Source organism: Streptomyces sp. NPDC052040 (assembly GCF_044548405.1).
Taxonomy (GTDB): Bacteria; Actinomycetota; Actinomycetes; order Streptomycetales; family Streptomycetaceae; genus Streptomyces.
This window is the reverse complement of record NZ_JBIUBV010000012.1, coordinates 1-23639: the sequence shown is the minus strand read 5'-3', so window position 1 is coordinate 23639 and position 23639 is coordinate 1. Positions and strand designations below refer to the sequence as shown.

The window sequence follows — 23639 nt, the reverse complement described above, 5'->3', positions numbered from 1 at the left end:
AGAGCGCCAGCGGGGATACGGGGGTGGGGGTGGCGGGAGCGGGGCGAGGGCGGTTGGGGCGAGGGGTGGCGGGAGCGGGGCGAGGGCGGTTGGGGCGAGGGGTGGCGGGAGCGGGGCGAGGGCGGTTGGGGCGAGGGGTGGCGGGAGCAGGGCCGGGGCTTGAGTGCCGGGCCGGTCGGGGGCTTGGGCCGGGTGGATCGGTCGAGATGCCGGATATGGGGAGCCGTGTGAGGCTGAGGGCGTTGATCTTGCGCTCCGAGCACGGGAGGGGGTCACACGCGTGACTCCAAGGCTGCGTACGCCGTCCACGTTCCGCACGCTCCGCGCCGCCGCCCTGCCGCCGGTCCTGACGACGACCGCCGTCCTCGGCGTCTACGCGATATCCGCCGCGCAGGGCATGACGCCCGGCTCCGGGATACGCCCCGCCCACGGCGCCCGGGCCGCCTCGTACTCCGTACAGACCACGATGCGCACCCTCGCGGACCCCCCGGCACGGCCGACGGCCCTGCCGCTCGCCGGACCCGGCGGCCGGGTCGGGGAGCAGCCGTTCGCCGAGCCCATATCGTCCGACGGCGGGTCCTCCTCCGGCGGCGGACCCTCCGAGACGCGATCCGCGCTCGTCCTCCGCGGCCCGTCCGCGGGCCCCGGGCAGCCCCGGCTCGGCGCGGCCGGTCTTCGCTCCATCCGGCCCTCCTCGGCGTCCGCCCGGCCCTCCTCGGCCTCCGCCCGGCCGTCCACGACAGCGCCCGCCACCTCTTCGCACGGCCCTGCACCCCAGACGTCCGTGCCCCTCGGACACACGACGGCCACCGGGAGCGGCAAGGCGACCGGAGCCTCCCGGGGAACGGCCGCGGCGGGCCCCGCGTCAGCGGGGGCGCCCGCCCGGACGGCCGCGCCGGGTCACTCGGGGGCCGCCGCCTCCGCCCGCCCCGCCGCTCCCGGAGCCAAGTCCCCCGCCGGTAGCGGCCGGACGCCCGCCCCGGGACACCCCGCCGCTCTCCCCTCCCGCTCCGCCTCGCCCCCGGCCGCACCCTCCCGGGCCGGGAACTTGGCCGGCAAGAGCCAGGTGGGGCCCGGGCGGCCGGACCCCGACCCGGAGGAGGACGAGGGCGACGACCCCGCATACGCCGACCCCCTCACCACCGGCCCCGCCGGGACGGCATCGGCGAGCGAGGACAGCACGGTCCCGGCGGACCCCGACTCGACCTCCGAGGACCCCGACTCCGATGACCCGGACGCCGACAGGGAGGCCTCCCTCGGGGCGGGCCTTCCCCCGGGGACCCCGCCCGCCCCTGCCCAGACGTCCGCCGTGCCCGCCCGGGGGACCACCGCCTCACGGCCGATGGTCGAGGTGCTGCCCCTCGGCAGCGGTCTGATGCTCATCGGCCTCGGTCTGGCGATCGCCCTGCTCGGCCTGCGGGTGCGCCGGGAGTGACCCGGCCGTCCCCCTGCTGCCCCCTCTCAGGGCGCCACCAGCAGCACCTTCCCGATGTGGCCGCTCTCGTCCAGCAGTTGGTGGGCCGTGCCCGCCTCGCTCATCGGCAGTTCACGGTCCACGACCGGGCGCACCCGGCCGGAGGCGATCAGCGGCCAGATGTGCTCCCGTACCGCCGCCACGATCGTCGCCTTCTCCCCGAGCGGGCGGGCGCGGAGCGAGGTCGCGGTGATCGCCGCCTGCTTCCGCAGCAGCGCGCTGATGTTCAGCTCGCCCTGCACCCCGCCCTGCATACCGATGATCGCCAGCCTGCCGTTCAGCGCGAGCGCCTGGACATTGCGGTCCAGATACTTCGCGCCCATGTTGTCGAGGATGACGTCCGCCCCGGCCCCGGCGGTGGCCTGCCGGACCTCCTCCACGAAGTCCTGCTCGCGGTAGTTGATCAGCACATCCGCGCCCAGTCCGGCGCAGTAATCCAGCTTCTCCTTGCTGCCCGCCGTGACCGCCACCCGGGCGCCCACCGCCTTGGCCAACTGGATCGCCATGGTGCCGATGCCGCTGGAACCGCCGTGCACCAACAGCGTCTCGTCCGGGCGCAGATGGGCGACCATGAAGACGTTCGACCAGACCGTGCAGGTCACCTCCGGCAGCGCGGCCGCCCGGCGCAGTTCGACGCCTTCGGGGACGGGCAGCAGCTGTCCGGCCGGGACCGCGACCTTCTCGGCGTAGCCGCCGCCCGCGAGCAGTGCGCACACCTCGTCGCCGACGGCCCAGCCGGAGACTCCGGGGCCGAGCGCGGCGATCCGGCCGGAGCATTCGAGTCCGGGGTACGGCGACGAGCCGGGCGGCGGTGCGTAGAGGCCCTGACGCTGGAGGAGGTCGGCCCGGTTGACGGCACTGGCCACCACCTCGATCAGTACTTCGCCCTCGCCGGGAACAGGATCGGGGACCTCGGCCCACACCAGCGCCTCGGGCCCACCGGGTTCAGGAATCGTGATCGCGTACATGGGAGGGACGCTACTCCTGGCGGTGCGCCCCTCCGCCCCGGAGTTCCCGGTGGCGGAGGGAGATGCCTCGGGTGGGTGGGGCAGGGGGCCGGTCCGCGCCCGTCGGCGGCACACGGCGGGGATGTTTCACGTGAAACACGTCCCGCTGCACCCCGGCTTCGGGCCTACTCCGCCCACATCCAGGGCAGGTCCAGCAGCTCCCGTTCCGGGCCGGACCGGGCGCCCACCGGTGGTACGACCGCCAGGGCGTCCGCGGCGGCGATGCCCCGCAGCATGGCGGGGCCGCTGTAGTGCAACGGAACCGCATGGTCGGCCCGCACGGTCACCGGGACCAGCCGGGTGTCGTGCGGGTGGCCGTGGGCGGAGTCGCTCAGCGGCAGCGTGTACGGCTCGGGCGTCGTACGGCCCGTCAGACCGCGCAGCAGGGGCTCGGCGAGGGTGAGCAGTCCGGAGACGGCCGCGAGGGGGTTGCCGGGCAGCCCGACGAGGTGCTGGCTCTCACCGGTGCGTGCCAGGAGCATGGGGTGCCCCGGGCGCACCCGTACCCCGTCCACGAGGAGTTCGGCACCGAGGCGGCGCAGCGTGGGGTGCACATGGTCGACCGGTCCCCCGGCCGTGCCGCCGGTCGTGAGGACCATGTCGGCCGTCGAGGCGGCCACCGCCCGGTACAGCGCCTCGGCGTCGTCACCGAGCCTGTGGACGGCCACCACGTCCGCGCCCAGCGCACGCAGCCACGGCGGCAGCATCGGGCCGAGCGCGTCCCTGATCAGACCGCCCCTGGGCGGACCCTCGGTGAGCAACTCGTCCCCCAGCACCAGGACGTCGACCCGGGGTCGCGGCCGTACCCGCACGGTGTCGTACCCGGCCGCCGCGGCGAGCCCGAGCACGGCAGGGGTGACCAGGGCTCCGGGCGGGAGCAGTTGCTCGCCGGCATGGCACTCCTGGCCGCGCGGCCGGATGTCCTGGCCGTGCGCGACCGTGGCGGTCCCCGCCGTCCGGGAGGAGCCGGGGGCCGGGGGAAGAGCGGCGTGCAGCCTGCCCTTGTCGTCGGTCCGCCCGTGTTCGCTGCGCAGGACCGCGGTGGTGTCCGGGGGGATACGGGCGCCGGTGGCGATCCGTACGGCCTCGCCGTCCTCCAGGGGAGCGGGTTCGGTGTGCCCGGCAAGGACCCCCTCCGCCCGTACGTCCCAGGGGCCGGGGCCCGCCACCGCCCAGCCGTCCATGGCGGAGGTGTTGAAGGAGGGCAGGTCGGTCAGTGCGGTGAGCGGCGCGGCGAGCACCAGGCCGAGGGCGGCGTCGAGGGGCAGGTCGACGGGGTCGCGGCGGGGCACGGAACGGGCCGCCCGCGCGGCGGCGGCCCGGGCCTCGGGCCAGGGCATGGCCGGGTGAGCTGTGTGGCCCGAGTCGGCCGGGTGGCGTCCGGCCCGGCCCGGTGCGGAGGGTGCGGCTTCCTCCGGGCCGTCCTGGCCGCGGTGCCGGGTACCGGACGCGTGACGGGCGCCGGGATCCGGCGCGGGTGTCCCGGACCGGGTCCCCCGCGGGCCGGGGTCCCGCACCAGCGCCAGGGCCTCTTCGAGGTCCCGGTCGTGCTGATCCGGGTCGGGCCGCTTGCCGGACGGGCGGGTGGAGCGGGCCTCGCCCGGGCGGCCGCGTGCACCGCTGTCGTCGACCACGGCCAGAGCCTCCTCCACATACCGATCGTCGGTGTCCGGGCCCCACGCCCGAACGCCTCTCCCCGTCATCCGGCGTCCGGCTCGGCCTTGGGGGACTCCTCGTCCGCCCAGCGCAGGGCGAGCGCGGCGGCCTTGCGGGCGGCCTCGGCAACGGTCTCGGGACCGCCTCCCGCCTGTGCGGCGGCGTAGCCGACGAGGAAGGTCGTCAGGGGGGCCGCGGGACGGGCCACGCTGTGGGCGGCGTCCCGGGCGAGGTCGAGGAGCGCACCGGTGTCGACGTCGAGGTCGAGGCCCAGTTCGTCCTTGACTGCGGAAATCCATTCATCCAACACGTGCCCATGCTCCCTGATGCGCGACCGGGCGGCCGCGATGTCGTCCCAGGTGTCGCAGTCGAAGGAGGCCACCGGGTCGGGGACCCGGGTGAGGCCGAGCCGGTCCGTGAGCCGCCGCAGCGGAAGACCGGCCAGCCCCGGGTGCGGAGGGCTCGCGGAAGCCTCTTCGCCGGTGGCCAGTCCGGCGAGTGCGCGCCGCAGTGCCTCGCTCCGGTAGGCGGCGACCAGGGGCTGGTCGCGGCCCTCGGGATCGGTGAGCACCGCCCCTTCGGCACCACTCGCCCGCACCGCGGCCAGCAGCCGCCGTACCGTTCCCGCCCGGAGGAACGGCAGATCGGCGGAGAGCACCACCACACACTCGGCGGTGGTGCGCCGCAGCCCCGCGTCGAGCGCGGCGACCGGTCCGCCGCCCGACGGCTCCTCCCGCGCCCAGACGACGGGACGCGGGGTGGGCCGGGGGTCGGCGACGACGACGGTGGTGGCCGCGTCGGAGCAGGCCCCCAGGACGCGGTCGAGCAGCGGCCGTCCGCCGACCCGCACCCCCGGTTTGTCGGCACCGCCGAGGCGCCGGGCGGCACCCCCGGCCAGCACCACGGCGTCGTAGACAGCGACGTCCGGCTCGCCCGGAAGCCGCTCGTAGTCGGTCATGCCCCCGAGTATGGGCGCCGTCCGGGCCGGTGCCACCTCCTGCCCGGGGACCGCACGCGGAGACGGCGCACGCAGACCGGCACGCGAACACCCCGGGTGTCCCGGACCGTACGGACGCCCCCGGTGTCCCGGACCGGCGGAGGCTCCGGGCCCGGTCGGGCCGGTCGGCCCGGTCGGGCCGGTCGGGCCGGATTCCCCGGGCCTCAGAGCGTGCGCAGCAGCACCGCGGGCTGTTCCACGCAGTCCGCGACATACCGCAGGAAGCCGCCCGCCGTTCCGCCGTCGCAGACCCGGTGGTCGAAGGTGAGCGACAGCTGCACGACCTGGCGCACCGCCAGCTCCCCCTGGTGCACCCATGGCTTGGGCACGATCCGGCCGACGCCGAGCATGGCCGCCTCGGGGTGGTTGATGATCGGTGTGGAGCCGTCGACGCCGAACACCCCGTAGTTGTTCAGGGTGAAGGTCCCGCCGGTGAGGTCCGCGGGGGTGAGCGAACCGGCGCGGGCCGCCTCGGTGAGCCGGGCGAACTCCGCCGTGAGCGACTCGGCGTCCCGGGTGTGCGCGTCCCGTACGACAGGGACGACGAGCCCCCGTTCGGTCTGGGCGGCGAACCCGAGGTGCACCCGGTCGAGCCGGACGATCTCCCGGGCCTCCAGGTCGACCGTGGAGTTCAGCTCGGGGAAGCGGGCGAGGGCGGCCGTGCAGATACGGGCCAGCAGGGCGAGCAGGGCGACCTTGGGGCCGCCCGCCGCGTTCATGGCGGTCCGCGCCCGCATCAGCTCCGTGGCATCGGCGTCCACCCAGCAGGTCGCGTCGGGGATCTCGCGCCGGCTCCGGGAGAGCTTGTCGGCGACCGCCCCGCGGACGCCCTTGAGGGGGATCCGGGTGCCGCCGGTGGCCGTCCTGTCCGCCGCCGCGTCCACCCCGGGGGCCGTGTGCGCCGGGGCGGTGGTCGGCGGTGCGGTGGTCGGCGGATGGGTGCCGGTCCGGGCACCCGGTGCCGCTCCGGCGGCCGTGAAGGCGGTGGCCCCTGTCGCGCCCGGGCGGGACGCGGCGGCCCTGAGGGCGTCCTCCACATCGGCCCGCAGGATCAGCCCGTCGGGCCCGGAGCCCTCCAGGTGCCGCAGATCGAGCCCGCCCTCCCGGGCGAGCCTGCGGACCAGCGGGGAGATCACCGGGACGGGTCCTTCGGGGTGCCGGACGCCGTCCGCGTGGAGGGTGCGTGCCTCCACTGCGGGAGCCTGGGCCGCGGCAGGCAGCACCGCGGCCGGGGCGGCGGACACGGTCCCGGCCGGGGCGAGTCCGTCGACGGAGTCGACCATGTGCGGGACTCCGTCCGCGGGGCGGGCGCCGGGCCGGGGTGGCCGGACCCGGCGGCGCCGGGCGGGAGCCGCCGATGTGCCGTACCCGACCAGCACATTCCCCGAGGAGTCGGCGTCCCCGTCCGCGTCCGCGGCACCGCCCACGGCGACCGTCAGCAGCGGGGCACCGACCGGCAGTTCCGTGCCCTCCTCGCCGAAGCGGGCGGTGACCACACCCCCATAGGGGCAGGGCACCTCGACCATCGCCTTGGCCGTCTCCACCTCGACGACCGGCTGGTCGACCGTGACGACGTCCCCGACCTTCACCAGCCAGCGGACGATCTCCGCCTCGGTCAGCCCTTCGCCGAGGTCCGGCAGCCTGAACTCCAGCACCTGCGCCATCAGCCCTCCGCCTCCCACTGAAGGCGCCCCACGGCGTCCAGGATCCGGTCGACACCGGGCAGATGGTGCCGCTCCAGCATCGGCGGCGGATAGGGGAGGTCGAAACCGGTCACCCGCAGCACCGGCGCCTCCAGATGATGGAAGCAGCGCTCGGTGACGCGGGCGGCGATCTCCCCGCCCGGACCGCCGAAGCCGGTCGCCTCGTGCACCACCAGGGCCCGGCCCGTGCGGCGCACGGACGCGGTCACCGTCGCGTCGTCGAACGGCACCAGGGAGCGCAGATCGACGACTTCGAGGTCCCAGCCCTCCTCGCGGGCCGCCTCGGCGGCCTCCAGGCAGACGGGGACGGACGGCCCGTAGGTGATCAGCGTCGCGCTGCTGCCCGGACGCCGCACCACCGCGCGGCCCAGGGGCTCCACGGTCTCGGGCTCCTCGGGGTTCCAGGAGTCCTTCGACCAGTACAGCCGCTTGGGTTCGAGGAAGACGACCGGGTCGTCGGAGGCGATGGCGGCGCGCAGCAGCCCGTAGGCGTCCGCGACCGTCGCGGGGGTGACCACATGGAGGCCCGGGGTCGCCATGTAGTAGGCCTCGGAGGAGTCGCTGTGGTGCTCGACGCCGCCGATGCCGCCGCCGTAGGGGATCCGGACCGTCAGGGGCAGCGGCATCGCGCCGCGGGTGCGGTTGCGCATCCGCGACACATGGCTGACCAGCTGCTCGAAGGCGGGGTAGGCGAAGGCGTCGAACTGCATCTCCACGACCGGCCTGAGGCCGTACATCGCCATGCCGACGGCCGTGCCGAGGATCCCGGCCTCGGCGAGCGGGGTGTCCGTGCAGCGGGTCTCGCCGAACTCCTTGGCGAGGCCGTCGGTGACCCGGAAGACGCCGCCGAGCGTGCCGACGTCCTCGCCCATGACGTGCACGGACGGGTCGGCCGCCATGGCGTCGCGCATCGCCCGGGTGAGGGCCTGCGCCATGGTGGCCGGCTTGAGGGCAACGGTCGTCATCGCCCGGCTCCTTCCGGTCCGGCCGCGGCCGCGTCCAGCTCGGCCTGCAACTGCGCCTGCTGTTCGAGGAGTTGGGCGGTGGGCCGGTCGTACACATGGGCGAAGAGGTCCATGGGGTCGAGCACCGGGTCCTGGTTCATGCGCGCCCGCAGGTCTGCGGCGAGCGTCTCGGCGTCCTCGCGGGCGGCCCGTATGCCGTCCTCCCCGAGCAGGCCGCGCCGGGTCAGCTCCCGCTCCAGCAGCACGACCGGGTCGTGGGCCTGCCAGGTCTCGACCTCGGCGTCGCCGCGGTAGCGGGTCGCGTCGTCGGCGTTGGTGTGGGCGTCGATGCGGTACGTCACCGCCTCGACCAGGGTGGGGCCGCCGCCCGCGCGCGCATGCCGTACGGCCTCGGAGAGGACCTCGTGCACGGCGGCCGCGTCGTTGCCGTCGACCAGGCGGCCCGGCATGCCGTAGCCGACCGCCTTGTGCGCCAGGGACGGCGCCGCGGTCTGCTTGGCGAGCGGTACGGAGATCGCGAAGCCGTTGTTCTGGACCAGGAAGACGACCGGGGCCTGCCACACCGCGGCGAAGTTCAGCGCCTCGTGGAAGTCGCCCTCGCTGGTGCCGCCGTCGCCGACCAGGGCGAGCGCGACCACGTCGTCGCCCTTCAGCCGGGCGGCGTGCGCGAGGCCCACGGCGTGCGGCAGCTGGGTGGCGAGCGGGGTGGACAGGGGGGCCACCCGGTGCTCGTACGGGTCGTAGCCGGTGTGCCAGTCGCCGCGCAGCAGGGTCAGGGCCTCAACGGGGTCGACGCCGCGTGCGACGACCGCGAGGGTGTCCCGGTAGCTCGGGAAGAGCCAGTCGCGCTCCTCCAGCACGAGCGCGGCGGCGACCTGGCAGGCCTCCTGCCCGGTGCTGGAGGGGTAGACGGCCAGGCGGCCCTGCTTGGTGAGCGCCGTCGCCTGCGCGTTGTACCGGCGGCCGCGCACCAGCTGGGTGTACAGCCGGTGCAGAAGCTCCGGGTCGGCCTTCGCGGCGGCCTCGGTGCCGAGGACGCGGTACGGCAGCGCGTCGGGCAGCAGCGGAGCGGGGTCGGTACGGGGCTGCCAGGCGGGCGGCGGGGTCGGCCGGTAGGCGTCCCGCTGCTCCATGACCGTCATGACGGCACCTCCTCGTGGGAGCGGCTTCGGGCGCGCCACGGGGGTGATGCGCCTCACCTACCGATTGTTCGGTCGACGGCACATTTTGGCTACAGGCACCTCAAGGCTGTGGACAGACGGTCCTCCACAACCTGAGATGGACGCAGTACGTCCATGGTAGAGAGGCGGGGGCACATGGCACCTGAACAAATGGCCGAGCAGACGGAGCACGGCCCGGTACCGCCCCCCGCACGCCCCCTGGACGCCATCGACCGCGACATCCTGCGGATACTCCAATCGGACGGCCGGGCCTCCATACGCTCGGTCGCCGAGCAGGTCCATGTGTCCCGCGCCAACGCCTACGCGCGGATCAACCGGCTCGTCGAGGACGGCGTGATCCGTGGCTTCGGCGCCCGGGTGAACCACGAACGTGCAGGTCAGGGCACTTCGGCGTACATCACCCTGAAGATTGTCCAGAATTCCTGGCGCACGGTCCGCGAGCAGTTGCGCGTCCTGCCCGGCGCCTCCCACATCTCCCTGGTGGGCGGCGATTTCGACGTGCTGCTCCTGGTGCACACCCCGGACAACAGAGCACTGCGCGAGCTGGTCCTCACCCGGCTCCAGGCGATCCCCGAAGTGCTCAGTACCCGCACCCTGCTGGTGTTCGAGGAAGAGGACCTGGAGCCGGAGGGCTGAGGGACCTGAAGCATGGCGCGCGGCGCGTCCCCGGAGCGGTCTCAGTGCTCGGAGCGGTCTCAGTGCTCGGAGCGGCCTCAGTGCTCGGAGCGGTCTCAGTGCTCGGTGCGCAGCCCGGCGAAGACCAGCCGGACCACCGCGTCGGCGACTTCCCGCTCGCCCATGCCGCGCGCGTCCGGCCGGTACCACTCGACGATCGAGTTGATCATCCCGAAGACGAGCCGGGTCGCGAGCCGCACCTCCACGTCCCCGCGCACGTCCCCCTCGGCCGCGGCGGCCTTCAGCAGCTCGGCCACCTGGTGGTCGAACTCGCGGCGCCGCTCCAGCGCCCACCGCTCGGTGGCGGTGTTGCCGCGCACCCGCAGCAGCAGCGTCACATACGGCAGCTCGGCGGTGAGCACCTCGACCATGCGCCGCACCACGTACTCCAGCCGCTCCACGGCGCGGCCCTCGCGCGCGCGGTCCTCACCGAGGATCGCGAAGAGACCGTCGAGCGCCCGGCTGACGGCCCGGCGCAGCAGCTCCTCCTTGCCCGCGACATGGTGGTAGATCGAGGACTTGGAGATACCGGCGGCCTTGGACAGGTGTTCCATGGAGGTGCCGTCGTAGCCGCGCTCGTTGAAGACCTGCACGGCGACGGAGAGCAGGCTCTCCGGGGTGTAGGTGTCGCGCTTGGTCGTGGTCATGGGGTGCCCTCCCGCTTTTCCGAGGCGTAGGCGTGGCGGTAGAGCGCGAGAGAGGGGGCGTACCGCCCGGAGGGGTCGCGCAGATGCAGGTCGTCCAGGAGGTCGTAGGCCCAGCCGCGGCCGAGGCTCCGGCTCCATTCGAAGGGGCCGAGGGGGTAGTTGACGCCGAGGCGCATCGCGGTGTCGATGTCCTCCTCGGTGGCCACGCCCTTGGCGACGGCGTCGTGCGCCAGGTCCACGATCCGGGCCACCGTCCGGGCGACGATCATGCCGGGCACGTCCCCGATGACGCTGACGTCCTTGCCGAGCGCCTGGAAGAGCCCGATGGCCTCGGTGAGGGTGGTGTGCGAGGTGTCCTGGGAGGCGGACAGGGCGATCCGGGTCGCCCGGCGGTAGTCGAGCGCCAGATCGAAGTAGACGACGTCCCGGAACTCCACGGAGGTCTGACCGTCCGCGAGGACCAGCTGGCCGCCACCGGGCAGGACCAGGCGGGTGCCGTGCTCCTCCTCTTCCCCGCGGACGCCGATGCCCGCCTCGCGGATCAGCGCGAGCAGCTCCGCGGCGGGACCGAGGTCGCCCTCGGCGACCACGTACGCGGGCGGGGGCGCCTGCTCCGCGGTGTGCGGCTCGGGGCGCTCGGCGCCGTCCCCGTAGTCGTACCAGCCGTGTCCGCCCTTGCGGCCGAGCCTGCCGGACTCCACCAGCCGCCGCTGGGCGAGGGAGGGTGTGAAGCGCACGTCCTGGAAGAAGGACTCCCACACCGAGCGGGTGACCGATTCGTTGACGTCCTGGCCGATGAGGTCGGTCAGTTCGAACGCGCCCATGCGGAAGCCGCCCGACTCGCGCAGCACCGCGTCGATGGTGGCGGGGTCGGCGGCCTGCGCCTCGTACACCGCGAACGCCTCGGCGTAGAAGGGGCGGGCGATGCGGTTGACGATGAAGCCCGGGGTGTCCGCGCAGGCGACCGGGGTCTTGCCCCAGGCGCGGGCCGTCTCGTACGCGCGGGTGGCCGAGGTGACGTCGGTGGCGAACCCGGAGACGACCTCCACCAGCGGCATCAGCGGCGCGGGGTTGAAGAAGTGCAGGCCGACGAGGCGGCCCGGGGCGCGCAGGGCGCCGCCGACGGCGGTCACGGACAGGGACGAGGTGTTGGTGGCGAGCAGGCAGTCCTCGCCGACGACGTCCTCCACCTCCCGGAACAGCCGCTGCTTGACGTCGAGGCGTTCCAGGACCGCTTCGACGACGAGTGAGCAGTCCGCGAGGCCGGCCAGGTCCTCGACGGGCAGCAGGCGGGCGCGGGCGGTGTCCCGCTCGGCGGCGGTGAGCCGCTCCTTCTCGACGAGCCGGTCGAGGCGGGCGCCGATGGCGTCGGCCGCCTCACGGGCGCGGCCCGGCACGGCGTCGTACAGCCGCACGGGATGTCCCGCGACCAGCGCGACCTGGGCGATGCCCTGGCCCATGGTGCCGGTGCCCACCACAGCCACCGGGCTGCTGAGGTCGAGTGCTGTCATGTGCGCGATCCTCCCGCACGGGGTTTTCCACAGATACGGCAGGCCCCCTTGTCCCGACCGATCGTTCGGTTACTCTAGCCCTGTCCGCCTGATCCTGCCCAGGTCATGAACTCGACGAAGAGCTCTTGAGACGAGGAGTTGGTCCCGCATGGCCGCCGAACTCACCGCGCACCAGCTGATCGCCCAGCACCGGCCCACCCTCGACCAGGCGCTGGAGGCCATCCGCACCCGCGCGTACTGGTCCCCGCACCCCGAACACCCCAAGGCCTACGGGGAGCACGGCAGCCTGGACGCCGCGGCCGGCAAGGCCGCCTTCGACGCCCTCCTCGGCAGCCGCATCGACCTCGGCCAGCCCGGCACGGACGACTGGACCGGCGGCGAGGTCTCGCCGTACGGGATCGAGCTGGGCGTCACCTACCCGCACGCGGACATCGACGTCCTGCTGCCCGCCATGCGCGCCGGACAGCGCGCCTGGCGCGACGCGGGCGCCGAGACACGCGCCGTGGTGTGCCTGGAGATCCTCAAACGCATCAACGACCGCACGCACGAGTTCGCGCACGCCGTCATGCACACCAGCGGCCAGGCGTTCATGATGGCCTTCCAGGCGGGCGGCCCGCACGCCCAGGACCGCGGCCTGGAAGCCGTCGCCTACGCGTATGTGGAGCAGGTCCGCACACCCGAGACCGCGGAGTGGACCAAGCCGCAGGGCAAGCGCGACCCGCTGGTCCTCACCAAGGACTTCGTGCCCGTCCCGCGGGGCGTCGCGCTGGTCGTCGGCTGCAACACCTTCCCCACGTGGAACGGCTACCCGGGCCTCTTCGCGTCCCTGGCCACCGGCAACGCGGTCCTGGTCAAGCCGCACCCGCGCGCGGTGCTCCCGCTCGCGCTCACCGTCCAGGTGGCCCGCGAGGTGCTCGCCGCGGCGGGCTTCGACCCCAACCTGGTGGCACTGGCCGCCGAGCGCCCCGGCGAGGGCCTCGCCAAGACACTCGCGGTGCGCCCGGAGATCCGGATCATCGACTACACCGGCTCCACGGCCTTCGGCGACTGGCTGGAGGCCAACGCCCGCCAGGCGCAGGTCTACACGGAGAAGGCGGGCGTCAACACGGTCCTCGTCGACTCCACCGACGACTACAAGGGCATGCTGTCGAACCTGGCGTTCTCCTTGTCCCTGTACAGCGGCCAGATGTGCACCACCCCGCAGAACCTGCTGATCCCGCGGGACGGCATCACCACCGACGAGGGCCCGAAGTCCTACGACGAGGTGGTCGCCGATCTCGCGCGCTCGGTCGACGGCCTGCTGGGCGACGACGCCCGGGCGAACGCGCTGCTCGGCGCGATCGTCAACCCGGATGTCAAGGCCCGGCTGGAGGCGGCGGCCGGACTCGGCGAAGTCGCCCTGGCCTCCCGGGAGATCACCAACCCGGAGTTCCCGGACGCGATCGTGCGCACCCCGGTGATCGTGAAGCTGGACGGCGCCAAGCCGGACGACGAGGCCGCCTATATGAGCGAGTGCTTCGGCCCGGTCTCCTTCGCCGTCGCGGTCGACTCGGCGGCGGACGCGGTGGAGCTGCTGCGCCGCAGCATCCGGGAGAAGGGCGCGATGACCGTCGGCGCCCACACCACCTCCGAGGAGGTCGAACGGGCCGTCACCGAGGCCTGCCTGGAGGAGTGCGCCCAGCTCTCGCTGAACCTGACCGGCGGGGTGTACGTCAACCAGACGGCCGCCTTCTCCGACTTCCACGGCTCCGGCGGCAACGCGGCGGCCAACGCGGCCCTGTGCGACGGCGCCTTCGTGGCGAGCCGCTTCCGGGTGGTGGAGGTGCGCCGGGAGGTGTAGCGGCGGCTCAGGCCGGGGCGCCCCCGGCGGCACTCCAGTGGTACAGCGTCATGGCCACACTGGTGGCCAGGTTGTAACTGGAGACCTGGGGGCGCATCGGCAGGGACACCAGATGGGCGGCGCGGGCGCGGAGTTCGGCCGACAGGCCGGTGCGCTCGGAGCCGAAGGCGAGCACCGCGTCGTCGGGCAGCTTCAGCGCCCGCAGGTCGTCGCCCTCCGGGTCCAGGGCGAACACGGGGCCCGGGGGCAGCTCGGCCACGGACAGCCGCTCCACGGCCGTGGCGAAGTGCAGCCCGGCGCCGCCCCGCACCACCGTGGGGTGCCAGGGGTCGAGGGTGCCGGTCGTGACCACGCCGGTCACGCCGAAACCGGCCGCCAGCCGGATCACCGCTCCCGCGTTGCCGAGGTTGCGCGGATTGTCGAGGACGACGACGGGGGCGGTGCGGGGGGTGTGCCGCAGCGTCCGGAGGTTGTCCTCACGGGCGGGGCGTACGGCGAGGGCGGCGACCGCGGTGGGATGCGGGCGCGGCACCAGACTCCGGTAGGTGTCCTCGGGGACCTCCGTCAGCAGCGCCGCCAGCGCCTCCCGCACATCGGGCGCCAGTTCGTCGGCGAGGGCGAGCGCCGCCCGCCGGTCGGTGGTGACGGCGGCGGGCACCCGCGCCCCGAAGCGCACCGCGTGCTTGAGCGCGTGGAAGCCGTCGAGCAGCACGGAGGCATCGGCAAGCCGGTGCCAGGCGTCCAGCGGATCGGCGGTGCTGCGGCGGGGGTCCGTCATGCGGAGCAGCCTACGTGCGCGGGGGGCCGGGGGCGGTTCGGGGCGGGGCTTCGGGGCGGGGCTTCGGGGTGGCGCGCTTCCGGCTTGTGCGGGCCGGGCCGGGGGTGCGGCTCACGCCGGGCCGGGGGTGCGGCTCACGCCGTGGGGCTCGCCTGCGGGTGGTCCGACGGCCCCCCGGCGGGTGGCCGGGGTCGGCGCGGGCCGGGCAGGGGGATCCGGGTGCCGGATCGCGCGAGGCGTCCGCGCAGGCGGAGTGTCCATCCGCCCAGCCTCCGCAGGAAGGACGTCGGCAGGAACACGGCGTCGGCGGCGATCATCGCCAGCGAGAAGAAGGGCAGTCCCAGCACCACGGCGATCACCGCGTGCTCGGCCATCATCACCACCAGCAGGACGTTCTTCACCCGCCGGTTGAACAGGGTGAAGGGGAAGGCGACCTGCGCGACGACGGTGCCGTAGGTCACCAGCATCACGGCCAGACCGTGCGAGGACAGCAGCTCGGACAGGGCGGGCCAGGGCGAGAAGTAGTCGAGGTGGAGCGGGTAGTAGACCGCGGTGCCGTCCTGCCAGCGCGAACCCTGGATCTTGTACCAGCCGGCGGTCGAGTAGATCAGACACGCCTCCGCCATGATCACGAGCAGGGCGGCGTTGTGGACCAGATTGCCGATGACGTCCAGCAGCACACCCGCCTCGGCGTGGGGCGCGCGCCGGACGGCGTACCACCACAGGCCCTGGACGCCCCACAGGCCCCAGAACAGCACGAGCCAGCCGGTGCTGAACCGGCCCGCGCCGGTGGCCAGGGCCAGCACAAGACCCAGCGCGGTCCACAGAGCCGGGCCCACCCGGTCGGGCCGGGGCGGGGAACCCTCCTGGGACGCCGTACGGGCCCGCCGGGCGCGGCGCGCGTCCAGCGACCACACCTGACCGCAGCGCGTGAAGACCAGGTAGATCGCCATCAGATGGATGACGTTGTCACCGCCGTCGCCCACGAAGACACTGCGGTTCTGCAAGGACAGCACGCCCACCATGAACAGCACCGACATCGTGCGGGTGCGCCATCCGGCCAGCAGCAGGGCGCTCGACAGCACGGCGAGGGCGTACACGGTCTCGAACCACGCCCGGCTGTCGGACCACATCAGGACCGTGAAGGCATGGTTGCCGGCGATCAGCTGCCGGGCCAGACTCCAGCTCCAGGGCCCGTCGGGCCCGTACAGCTCCTGGCGGTGCGGGAACTCGCGCAGCAGGAACAGCAGCCAGGTGGCGGCGAAGCCGATGCGGACGACCGCGGTCTGGTACGGGCCGAGAGCGGCGTCGGTGACCCGGGCGACACCGCGCGAGACGCAGCCGGTGATCCGGTTCATCGGGCGACCTCCCCCGCCGCCTCGCCGTCCGGCAGCGGCCACCAGGGCAGCCGGTGGTAGACGGGCGCGGTGCCGACCCGCTCACCGCTCCACTTCGGCGGCGGCACATTGGTGGTGCGGGAGCGGACCTGGACGCTTTCGACCCTCTCGCCGGACTTCGCCGCGTGCGCGCGGTCCAGGCGCAGCGCGGCGACCCGGCGGAGATAGTCCTCGGACAGGGCGCCCCGCAGACCCGCGGGGCGGTTCCGGCCGTCGTGCGAGGTCACATAGAAGTCCCAGGCGCGGCGCAGTTCGTTCTGCTGGGTGTGGCTCGGCAGCAGGTTGCCGTCGATGGCGGCGCCGTCCAGCGCGGACAGGTCGTACCAGCCGGTGGTGCGGGCGGCGCCGTCCGGGGTACGCAGTTCGGCCCGGGCCTGGACATCGATGTTCTGCTGGAGGGGGTTGGGCGCGAAGAGTTTCCAGTTCTGCTCGAACTCGGGGTAGATCCAGTCGTCCACCTCCTTGCCGTGCTCCTTGGTGAGCACGTTCGCGGGCGCGACATGGAGGAAGACCATCCCGAGGTGGACACAGGCGGCGAGAGCGACCACCGCGAGCGCCAGCGCGGCGGCGATCCGGTAGGGGAGGGAGAGCGCGGCGACACCGGCGGGGGCGAGGGCGGCCTGTGCGGGAGCGTCGTGGCCGGGGTCCGCGGGCAGGGGGGACACCGCCGGGGCGGGGACGGGCCGTGCGGGGACGTCGTGGCCGGGGTCCGCGGGCAGAGGGGACGCCGGGGCGGGGACGGGCCCTGCGGGTGCGTCGTGGCCGGGGCTCGCGGGCGGGGGTGCGGCCGGGGCGTCCGGCCTCTCCTCACGCCGGGTGCCCGGCCCCTTGTCGTATGCGTCCATCCCGCCCCGTCTCCCGAGCCTTCCCGCTCCCGGTGCCGTCCCGTGCCGCGGACCCGTCCCTCGCGCCGTGTCCGCCGGGCGGCCCGCCTCACCCGAGCGCAGCACCCGACGGTGTGCGCACGGGAACGCTACTGGGACCCACTCGCCCCGCACAGCGCATTGGACACAGCGGCCGGACGACTGCCCGGAGGTTCTCCACAGCGGTTGACACCCTACGGCGCCACGTTCCACCATTGAACCAACACGACCGAACGATCGGTCGGGCGAGATGGGTCGAGGGGGATCGCATGGCGACAGCAGCAGCACACCGCACGCCCCGCGCGGACGGCACGGCAGAGATCGACACGGCGGCCTTCGAGGCCGCCTTCGACGCCGCCGTCGCCGCCGACGAGCGCATCGAACCGCGCGACTGGATGCCCGACGCCTACCGCGCCACCCTGGTCCGCCAGATCGCCCAGCACGCCCACTCCGAGATCATCGGCATGCAGCCGGAAGCCAACTGGATCACCCGGGCCCCCTCCCTCCGCCGCAAGGCGATCCTGATGGCCAAGGTCCAGGACGAGGCAGGCCACGGCCTGTATCTGTACAGCGCGGCGGAAACGCTCGGCACCAGCCGCGACGAGCTGCTCGACAAGCTCCACACCGGCCGCCAGAAATACTCCTCGATCTTCAACTACCCCACGCTGACCTGGGCCGACGTCGGCGCCATCGGCTGGCTGGTGGACGGCGCCGCGATCACCAACCAGGTCCCCCTGTGCCGCTGCTCCTACGGCCCCTACGCCCGCGCGATGGTCCGCGTCTGCAAGGAGGAGTCCTTCCACCAGCGCCAGGGATACGAGCTGCTGATGGCCCTCAGCCACGGCACACCGGAACAGCACGCCATGGCGCAGGACGCGGTGGACCGCTGGTGGTGGCCGTCCCTGATGATGTTCGGCCCGCCCGACGACGAGTCGGCGCACTCCGCCCAGTCGATGGCCTGGAAGATCAAGCGCCACTCCAACGACGAGCTGCGCCAGCGCTTCGTGGACATCTGCGTCCCCCAGGCCGCCTCGCTGGGCCTCACCCTCCCCGACCCGGACCTCACCTGGAACGAGGAACGCGGACACCACGACTTCGGACCCATCGACTGGACGGAGTTCCGGGACGTCCTCAAGGGCAACGGCCCCTGCAACGAGCAGCGGCTGAACCAGCGCAGACAAGCACACGACGAGGGCGCCTGGGTACGGGAGGCGGCCGCGGCCCACGCGGCGAAGCACCACGGGACGAGCACGGCCGACGCGCCCGCGCGGACAGCCGGCGCACCCTCGGCCCCCACGGCCGACCACAACGGAAAGGCGTGACCATGACGACCGAAGAGTGGCCGCTGTGGGAGGTCTTCGTGCGCTCGCGCCGAGGACTCTCGCACACCCACGCCGGCAGCCTGCACGCCCCGGACGCCGAACTGGCCCTGCGCAACGCCCGCGACCTGTACACCCGGCGCGGCGAAGGCGTCTCGATCTGGGTCGTCCCCTCCGCCGCGATCACCGCCTCCTCCCCGGACGAGAAGGACCCCTTCTTCGAACCCGCAGCCGACAAGCCCTACCGGCACCCCACCTTCTACGAGATCCCGGAAGGGGTGAAGCACCTGTGACCGCCACCCGGCACCTCACGGCCGCCCTGGCCCTCGGCGACGACGCCCTGGTGCTCTCGCACCGCCTGGGGGAGTGGGCGGGCCACGCGCCCGTACTCGAAGAAGAGGTGGCCCTCGCCAACATCGCCCTGGACCTGCTCGGCCAGGCCCGGTTCCTGCTGTCCCTGGCCGGCGACGAGGACGAACTGGCCTACCTCCGCGAGGAACGCGCCTTCCGCAACCTCCAGCTCGTGGAACAGGAAAACGGCGACTTCGCCCACACCATCGCCCGCCAGCTCTACTTCTCTACCTACCAGCGGCTCCTGTACACCCAACTGGCATCGGCGGAAAGCGAGTTCACCCCACTCGCCGCCAAGGCGGTCAAAGAGGTCGCCTACCACCAGGACCACGCCGAACACTGGACCGTGCGACTCGGCGACGGCACGGACACCAGCCACCACCGGATGCAGAACGCGTGCACGGCCCTGTGGCGGTACACCGGCGAGATGTTCCAGCCCGTCGAAGGACTGGACGTCGACGTCGACTGGGCGGCGATGAAGACCGCGTGGCTGGAATCGGTGGGGTCCGTCCTGCACCGCGCCACCCTCGACCTGCCCGAAGGCCCCCAGTCCGGGGCATGGACCGCGGGTGCCGGACGGCAGGGCCTGCACACCGAACCCTTCGGACGGATGCTCGCCGAAATGCAGCACCTGCACCGCAGCCACCCGGGGGCGTCATGGTGACCACCACCGCCCTCGAAGACGAACTGCGGCAGCTCGCCGGGTCCGTCCCCGACCCCGAGCTGCCCGTGCTCACCCTCCAGGAACTCGGCGTGCTGCGAGCCGTCCACGCACACGGCCCCGACACGGTGGAAGTCGAACTCACCCCGACCTACACCGGCTGCCCCGCCATCGAGACCATGGCCCTGGACATCGAGCGCATCCTCCACCAGCACGGGGTCGCCCACGTCGTGGTCCGCACGGTACTCACCCCCGCCTGGTCCACCGACGACATCACCGACGAAGGCCGCCGCAAACTCAGGGAGTTCGGGATAGCTCCGCCCCGGGCACTGCCGCGCTCCGGACCCGTACCCCTGGAACTCGGCCCCACCCGCACGGTCGTCACGGACTCCCCCGGCCCCGAAGAAGCCCTGCGCTGCCCCTTCTGCGGATCCACCGAGACCGAGCTGCTCAGCCGCTTCTCCTCCACCGCGTGCAAGGCGCTGCGCCGCTGCCTCGACTGCCGTGAGCCCTTCGACCACTTCAAGGAGCTGTGATGGCCCGGTTCCACCCGCTCCCCGTGGCCGCCGTCGACCGGCTCACCGACGACTCCGTGGCCCTGACCTTCACCGTGCCGCCCGCCCTGCGCGAGGAATACCGGCACACCCCCGGCCAGCACCTGGCCCTGCGCCGCACCGCCGACGGCACAGAGGTCCGGCGCACCTACTCCATCTGCTCCCCCGCACCGGCGGCGGACGGCGCAGGACCCGCTACCCTCACGGTCGGGGTACGGCTCGTCGACGGAGGCGCCTTCTCCACCTACGCGCTCAAGGAGATCGCCGTCGGCGACGAGCTGGAGGTGATGACCCCGGCGGGACGGTTCACCCTGGAGCCCGCCCCCGGGCTGTACGCGGGGATCGTCGGCGGCAGCGGCATCACCCCCGTGCTGTCCATCGTGGCCACCTTGCTGGAGCGGGAACCCCGCGCCCGGTTCTGCCTCGTACGCAGCGACCGCACCGCCGCCTCCACGATGTTCCTGGAGGAGGTCGCCGACCTGAAGGACCGCCATCCCGAGCGGTTCCAGCTCGTCACGGTGCTCTCCCGGGAGGAGCAGCAGGCAGGGCTGCCGACCGGCCGCCTGGACCAGGAGCGGCTGTCCGGGCTGCTTCCGGCACTGCTGCCGGTGGACCGGGTGGCGGGCTGGTTCCTGTGCGGGCCCTACGGACTGGTGCAGTCGGCGGAGCGCGCACTGCGCGGACTCCAGGTGCCGAGGACCCGTATCCACGAGGAAATCTTCCACGTCGACGCGGGCTCCACGGTCGCCGCCCCGGCACCCGTCCCCGTCCACAGCACGGTGACCGCCCGGCTCGACGGCCGCGGCGGGACCTGGCCCGTGGCCGACGGCGAATCGCTGCTGGAGACGGTCCTGCGCAACCGGGCCGACGCCCCCTACGCATGCAAGGGCGGAGTGTGCGGAACCTGCCGGGCCTTCCTGGTCTCCGGCGAGGTGCGCATGGACCGCAACTTCGCACTGGAACCGGAGGAGACCGAAGCGGGTTATGTGCTGGCGTGCCAGTCGCACCCCGTCACGGAGAAGGTGGAGCTGGACTTCGACCGGTGAACGTCACGGGACCGGGAGCACACCGGCTCCCACACCACCGGCTCCCCTACGCGGCTCGTGCATGTCCGGCCCTCCGAGCCGTACCCCTCCCGAGCCGTTCCCTTCTCGTAGAACCTGTTCTATCTTGACGCTCCGTCAGATCAGCGGGGCCGACGGGAAGGACAGGCCGTGGACTTCACCTTCAGCGAAGAGCAGCAGGCGGCACTCGAAGCGGCGAAAGCCCACTTCGCCGCGGTCGCTCCGGACGCCGTACCCAGCCCCGCACTCACACCCGGCGCCGTCGCCGACGACTTCGACCGCACCCTGTGGACCCACCTCGCCGACGCGGACCTGCTCAGCCTGCTCCTCCACACCGAATACGGCGGCGCCGGACTCGACCCCATCGCCCTCTGCCTCGTACTCCGGGAATCCGCCAGATCACTGGCCCGCATCCCCCTCCTGGAGAACACGGCCGCGGCCACCGCCCTCCAGGCCCACGGACACCCCGACACCAGAAAAGAACTGCTCACCCGGGCAGGCCGCGGAGAACTGGTCCTCACCGTCGCCGCCCACGGCCGCACCGGCCACGACCCCGCCGAACTCGCCGTGACCGCACGCCAGGACAACGACGGCAACTGGACACTCGACGGCATCCAGACCGCAGTGCCCTGGGCGCACACCGCCGACTACGTACTCCTCCCCGCCCACACCCACGACACCGCCCGCACCGTCCTCGCCCTCGTCCCCCGGACCCACCCGGGCATCCGGCTCGCCGAGCAGTACTCCACCACCGGCGAACGCCTCGCCGAACTGCGCCTGGACTCCGCACGGATCCCCGCACGGCACCTGCTCGACGCCGACGGGGCCTGGGAGGAACTCCGCCTCCTCCTCACCACCGGGACCTGCGCACTCGCCCTCGGCCTCGCCGAGAAAGCACTCGAGATGACCAGCCGCTACACCAGCGGGCGAGAACAGTTCGGCCACCCCCTCGCCACCTTCCAGGCAGTCGCCGTCCAGGCCGCCGACCGGTACATCGACCTGCGCGCCATGGAAGCCACACTCTGGCAGGCAGCCTGGCGGATCAGCTCCCGCGCACCCGGCGCACTGCCCGCCGCCGGTGACGTGGCCACAGCGAAAATCTGGGCATCCGACGGCCTGCGCCGCGTCGTACAGACCGCACAGCACCTGCACGGAGGCTTCGGCGCCGACACCGACTACCCCCTGCACCGCTACCACGCCTGGGCCAAGCACCTGGAACTCTCACTCGGCCCCGCCGCCGCCCACGAGGAAACCCTCGGCGACCTGCTGGCAGCACACCCGCTGGCATGACCCGCCCGCGGCCTCCGGACGGAGACACGGGCAGATGGTTTCCCCGGCGGGACTACAGCACGAAGCCCGACTCACCCCGGGCATCCAGGACCGGACGGCCCTCCGCGGCCCACACCTGCATACCGCCGTCGACGTTCACCGCGTCGATGCCCTGCTGCACCAGATACATCGTGACCTGCGCCGAACGCCCACCGGAACGGCAGATCACATGAACCCGGCCGTCCTGCGGCGCGGCCTCGGTGAACTCACCGAACCGAGCGACGAACTCACCGAGAGGAATGTGCAGCGCCCCCTGGGCGTGACCCGCCTGCCACTCGTCGTCCTCACGGACGTCCAGCAGGAAATCGCCGTCCTTGAGATCCGCGACCTTGACCGTGGGCACACCAGCTCCGAAATGCATACCCCCGACGCTACCCGACCCGGCCCCGAAGCGGCCCCGGCCCACTCCACCGCCCCGCACCCGGCGGATCAGCCGCGCATCGCCGCCAGCTCCGCTTCCTTCTCCGCGACCTGCGCCATCAGCTGATCGGCGATCTCGTTCAGCAGAGTGTCGGGATCGTCAGCAGCCAGCCGCAGCATCGAACCGATCGCGCCCTCCTCCAGCTCCCGGGCCACCAACGACAGCAGATCCTTCCGCTGAGCCAGCCACTCCAGGCGGGCGTACAGCTCCTCACTCCGGCTCGGCCTGCGCTCCTCGGGCACCGGACCGGCCGCCCACTCCTCGGAAAGCTCCTGGAGCTGCGCCTCGTCACCACGCGCATACGCGGCATTGACCCGCGCGATGAACTCGTCCCGCCGCTTGCGCTCCGCCTCGTCCTGAGCCAGGTCCGGATGCGCCCTGCGTACCAGCTCGCGATACAGCCTGCGCGCCTCCTCGCTGGGGCGCACCCGCTGCGGAGGCCGCACGGGCTGATCCGTCAGCATCGCCTGAGCCTCCGGGAACAGCCCCTCGGAGTCCATCCAGCCGTGGAACAGCTCCTCCACGCCCGGCATCGGCATGACCCGGGAGCGCGCCTCATGAGCACGCCGGATGTCCTCCGGATCCCCGCTGCGGGCGGCCCGCACCTCGGCGATCTCGGCCTCCAGCTCGTCGAGGCGCGCGTACATCGGCCCCAGCTTCTGGTGGTGCAGCCGCGAGAAGTTCTCGACCTCGACGCGGAAGGTCTCCACGGCGATCTCGTACTCGATCAACGCCTGCTCGGCGGCCCGTACCGCCTTCTCCAACCGCTCCTCGGGCCGCGGGCCGCCCCCGTCCCCGCCTTCAGCGGCACCGGCACCGGCATCGGCACCGGCACTGGGTGAGTCGTCGGCCGTCATCGGGCTCCCTTCAGGAACGGCGCCGCCTTCGGCAAGCGGCTCCTGGGCAGCGGACACAGACTCGCTCTGCTCGGCGTCGGGCGTCGTCACCGGACCAGCGTATGACACGGGGGGAGGGGGACTGGGGGGTCCGTCGGGGGGCGGGGCCCAGAACGATCGGCGCGGGCTTGGGGGGGCGGCCCCCCCCCCCCCCCCCCCCCCCCCCCCCCCCCCCCCCCCCGGCCCCCCCCCCCCCCCCCCCGCGGGGCCCCGCCGGGGGCCGGGTGCCCCCCCCGGGCACGCACCCGGGGGTTTTGCCAATGCCTTTTGTTTTCCCCGGGGGGGGGGGGGGGGGGGGGGGGTTTTCGGGGGGGGGGGGGGGGGGGAGCGGGGCGAGGGCGGTTGGGGCG

General features: G+C 73.4%; 22 protein-coding genes. 9 read left to right on the top strand and 13 right to left on the bottom strand.

Annotated elements, in window-relative coordinates:
- The first annotated feature begins 280 nt into the window (after positions 1-280).
- A complete protein-coding gene (locus ACIHAA_RS22645) occupies positions 281-1435 on the top strand; it encodes a hypothetical protein (protein WP_399819919.1) in 1155 nt (384 codons plus the stop codon).
- A gap of 26 nt (positions 1436-1461) precedes the next feature.
- On the opposite strand, the gene ACIHAA_RS22640 is transcribed toward ACIHAA_RS22645, so the two are convergent.
- The 6 genes from ACIHAA_RS22640 to pdhA all read right to left on the bottom strand — a co-directional run bounded on the left by ACIHAA_RS22640 (position 1462) and on the right by pdhA (position 8944).
- Positions 1462-2442, bottom strand: a complete 981-nt coding sequence (locus tag ACIHAA_RS22640) for an NAD(P)H-quinone oxidoreductase (protein ID WP_399819916.1) — start codon at positions 2440-2442, stop codon at positions 1462-1464.
- 164 nt (positions 2443-2606) lie between these two features.
- Complete coding sequence (locus tag ACIHAA_RS22635) at positions 2607-4184, bottom strand: molybdopterin molybdotransferase MoeA (protein WP_399819914.1); 1578 nt, start codon at positions 4182-4184, stop codon at positions 2607-2609.
- Positions 4181-5095, bottom strand: a complete 915-nt coding sequence (locus tag ACIHAA_RS22630; RefSeq protein WP_399819912.1) for an NTP transferase domain-containing protein — start codon at positions 5093-5095, stop codon at positions 4181-4183. The genes ACIHAA_RS22635 and ACIHAA_RS22630 overlap by 4 nt, the downstream gene beginning before the upstream one ends.
- A gap of 203 nt (positions 5096-5298) precedes the next feature.
- A complete protein-coding gene (locus ACIHAA_RS22625) occupies positions 5299-6798 on the bottom strand; it encodes a dihydrolipoamide acetyltransferase family protein (protein ID WP_399819911.1) in 1500 nt (499 codons plus the stop codon).
- On the bottom strand, positions 6798-7802 hold the full coding sequence (locus ACIHAA_RS22620; protein WP_399819908.1) for an alpha-ketoacid dehydrogenase subunit beta: 1005 nt from the start codon (positions 7800-7802) through the stop codon (positions 6798-6800). The genes ACIHAA_RS22625 and ACIHAA_RS22620 overlap by 1 nt, the downstream gene beginning before the upstream one ends.
- On the bottom strand, positions 7799-8944 hold the full coding sequence (gene pdhA, locus ACIHAA_RS22615) for a pyruvate dehydrogenase (acetyl-transferring) E1 component subunit alpha (RefSeq protein ID WP_399819906.1): 1146 nt from the start codon (positions 8942-8944) through the stop codon (positions 7799-7801). Before pdhA ends, ACIHAA_RS22620 begins: the two co-directional genes overlap by 4 nt.
- A gap of 189 nt (positions 8945-9133) precedes the next feature.
- Here pdhA and ACIHAA_RS22610 point away from each other — a divergent pair, with 189 nt between their 5' ends.
- Positions 9134-9619, top strand: a complete 486-nt coding sequence (locus ACIHAA_RS22610; RefSeq protein ID WP_399820196.1) for an Lrp/AsnC family transcriptional regulator — start codon at positions 9134-9136, stop codon at positions 9617-9619.
- 95 nt (positions 9620-9714) lie between these two features.
- Here the strand turns inward: ACIHAA_RS22610 and ACIHAA_RS22605 are convergent, their stop codons facing one another.
- Both ACIHAA_RS22605 and ACIHAA_RS22600 read right to left on the bottom strand, forming a co-directional pair.
- On the bottom strand, positions 9715-10305 hold the full coding sequence (locus ACIHAA_RS22605) for a TetR/AcrR family transcriptional regulator (RefSeq protein WP_399819904.1): 591 nt from the start codon (positions 10303-10305) through the stop codon (positions 9715-9717).
- On the bottom strand, positions 10302-11816 hold the full coding sequence (locus tag ACIHAA_RS22600) for a 3-hydroxyacyl-CoA dehydrogenase (protein WP_399819902.1): 1515 nt from the start codon (positions 11814-11816) through the stop codon (positions 10302-10304). Before ACIHAA_RS22600 ends, ACIHAA_RS22605 begins: the two co-directional genes overlap by 4 nt.
- 148 nt (positions 11817-11964) lie before the next feature.
- On the opposite strand from ACIHAA_RS22600, the gene paaN reads away from it, so the two are divergent.
- Positions 11965-13656, top strand: coding sequence for a phenylacetic acid degradation protein PaaN (paaN, locus tag ACIHAA_RS22595; RefSeq protein ID WP_399819900.1), 1692 nt, complete (start codon positions 11965-11967; stop codon positions 13654-13656).
- A gap of 7 nt (positions 13657-13663) precedes the next feature.
- Here the strand turns inward: paaN and ACIHAA_RS22590 are convergent, their stop codons facing one another.
- From ACIHAA_RS22590 to ACIHAA_RS22580, 3 genes are all read right to left on the bottom strand, one after another.
- Positions 13664-14434 carry a TrmH family RNA methyltransferase gene (locus ACIHAA_RS22590; RefSeq protein WP_399819898.1) on the bottom strand — a complete coding sequence of 257 codons (771 nt, stop codon included), beginning with the start codon at positions 14432-14434 and terminating at the stop codon, positions 13664-13666.
- Positions 14435-14568: 134 nt separating this feature from the next.
- Positions 14569-15792: an HTTM domain-containing protein gene (locus tag ACIHAA_RS22585; protein ID WP_399819896.1), complete on the bottom strand. Its 1224-nt coding sequence runs from the start codon at positions 15790-15792 to the stop codon at positions 14569-14571.
- Positions 15789-16676 (bottom strand): DUF5819 family protein, encoded by an 888-nt coding sequence (locus tag ACIHAA_RS22580; protein WP_399819893.1) that lies wholly within the window; start codon positions 16674-16676, stop codon positions 15789-15791. The genes ACIHAA_RS22585 and ACIHAA_RS22580 overlap by 4 nt, the downstream gene beginning before the upstream one ends.
- 287 nt (positions 16677-16963) lie before the next feature.
- Between ACIHAA_RS22580 and paaA the strand changes: the two genes are divergently transcribed.
- The 6 genes from paaA (at position 16964) to ACIHAA_RS22550 (ending at position 21933) form a co-directional block, all read left to right on the top strand.
- Positions 16964-18016 (top strand): 1,2-phenylacetyl-CoA epoxidase subunit PaaA, encoded by a 1053-nt coding sequence (gene paaA / locus ACIHAA_RS22575; protein WP_399819890.1) that lies wholly within the window; start codon positions 16964-16966, stop codon positions 18014-18016.
- Positions 18017-18018: 2 nt separating this feature from the next.
- Complete coding sequence (paaB, locus tag ACIHAA_RS22570; RefSeq protein WP_265561137.1) at positions 18019-18306, top strand: 1,2-phenylacetyl-CoA epoxidase subunit PaaB; 288 nt, start codon at positions 18019-18021, stop codon at positions 18304-18306.
- Complete coding sequence (gene paaC, locus ACIHAA_RS22565) at positions 18303-19028, top strand: 1,2-phenylacetyl-CoA epoxidase subunit PaaC (RefSeq protein WP_399819888.1); 726 nt, start codon at positions 18303-18305, stop codon at positions 19026-19028. Before paaB ends, paaC begins: the two co-directional genes overlap by 4 nt.
- Complete coding sequence (gene paaD / locus ACIHAA_RS22560) at positions 19022-19561, top strand: 1,2-phenylacetyl-CoA epoxidase subunit PaaD (RefSeq protein ID WP_399819886.1); 540 nt, start codon at positions 19022-19024, stop codon at positions 19559-19561. The genes paaC and paaD overlap by 7 nt, the downstream gene beginning before the upstream one ends.
- Positions 19561-20625: a 2Fe-2S iron-sulfur cluster-binding protein gene (locus ACIHAA_RS22555; RefSeq protein ID WP_399819883.1), complete on the top strand. Its 1065-nt coding sequence runs from the start codon at positions 19561-19563 to the stop codon at positions 20623-20625. Before paaD ends, ACIHAA_RS22555 begins: the two co-directional genes overlap by 1 nt.
- Positions 20626-20793: 168 nt before the next feature.
- The gene (locus ACIHAA_RS22550; protein ID WP_399819881.1) at positions 20794-21933 is read left to right on the top strand and encodes an acyl-CoA dehydrogenase family protein; all 1140 of its coding nucleotides are present in this window, start codon (positions 20794-20796) and stop codon (positions 21931-21933) included.
- A 52-nt stretch (positions 21934-21985) separates the two neighbouring features.
- Here the strand turns inward: ACIHAA_RS22550 and ACIHAA_RS22545 are convergent, their stop codons facing one another.
- Both ACIHAA_RS22545 and ACIHAA_RS22540 read right to left on the bottom strand, forming a co-directional pair.
- On the bottom strand, positions 21986-22315 hold the full coding sequence (locus ACIHAA_RS22545; RefSeq protein WP_399820194.1) for a rhodanese-like domain-containing protein: 330 nt from the start codon (positions 22313-22315) through the stop codon (positions 21986-21988).
- A gap of 86 nt (positions 22316-22401) precedes the next feature.
- A complete protein-coding gene (locus ACIHAA_RS22540) occupies positions 22402-23340 on the bottom strand; it encodes a hypothetical protein (RefSeq protein WP_399819879.1) in 939 nt (312 codons plus the stop codon).
- Positions 23341-23639: the final 299 nt, after the last annotated feature.

Coding starts and splice junctions, on each gene's coding strand:
- ACIHAA_RS22580 (WP_399819893.1), bottom strand. CDS start 16,676: ATGGACGCATACGACAAGGGGCCGGGCACCCGGCGTGAGGAGAGGCCG.
- ACIHAA_RS22605 (WP_399819904.1), bottom strand. CDS start 10,305: ATGACCACGACCAAGCGCGACACCTACACCCCGGAGAGCCTGCTCTCC.
- ACIHAA_RS22640 (WP_399819916.1), bottom strand. CDS start 2,442: ATGTACGCGATCACGATTCCTGAACCCGGTGGGCCCGAGGCGCTGGTG.
- paaA (WP_399819890.1), top strand. CDS start 16,964: ATGGCGACAGCAGCAGCACACCGCACGCCCCGCGCGGACGGCACGGCA.
- pdhA (WP_399819906.1), bottom strand. CDS start 8,944: ATGACGGTCATGGAGCAGCGGGACGCCTACCGGCCGACCCCGCCGCCC.
- ACIHAA_RS22620 (WP_399819908.1), bottom strand. CDS start 7,802: ATGACGACCGTTGCCCTCAAGCCGGCCACCATGGCGCAGGCCCTCACC.
- ACIHAA_RS22600 (WP_399819902.1), bottom strand. CDS start 11,816: ATGACAGCACTCGACCTCAGCAGCCCGGTGGCTGTGGTGGGCACCGGC.
- paaB (WP_265561137.1), top strand. CDS start 18,019: ATGACGACCGAAGAGTGGCCGCTGTGGGAGGTCTTCGTGCGCTCGCGC.
- ACIHAA_RS22625 (WP_399819911.1), bottom strand. CDS start 6,798: ATGGCGCAGGTGCTGGAGTTCAGGCTGCCGGACCTCGGCGAAGGGCTG.
- ACIHAA_RS22635 (WP_399819914.1), bottom strand. CDS start 4,184: ATGACGGGGAGAGGCGTTCGGGCGTGGGGCCCGGACACCGACGATCGG.
- ACIHAA_RS22590 (WP_399819898.1), bottom strand. CDS start 14,434: ATGACGGACCCCCGCCGCAGCACCGCCGATCCGCTGGACGCCTGGCAC.
- paaN (WP_399819900.1), top strand. CDS start 11,965: ATGGCCGCCGAACTCACCGCGCACCAGCTGATCGCCCAGCACCGGCCC.
- paaD (WP_399819886.1), top strand. CDS start 19,022: ATGGTGACCACCACCGCCCTCGAAGACGAACTGCGGCAGCTCGCCGGG.
- ACIHAA_RS22585 (WP_399819896.1), bottom strand. CDS start 15,792: ATGAACCGGATCACCGGCTGCGTCTCGCGCGGTGTCGCCCGGGTCACC.
- ACIHAA_RS22630 (WP_399819912.1), bottom strand. CDS start 5,095: ATGACCGACTACGAGCGGCTTCCGGGCGAGCCGGACGTCGCTGTCTAC.
- ACIHAA_RS22555 (WP_399819883.1), top strand. CDS start 19,561: ATGGCCCGGTTCCACCCGCTCCCCGTGGCCGCCGTCGACCGGCTCACC.
- ACIHAA_RS22610 (WP_399820196.1), top strand. CDS start 9,134: ATGGCCGAGCAGACGGAGCACGGCCCGGTACCGCCCCCCGCACGCCCC.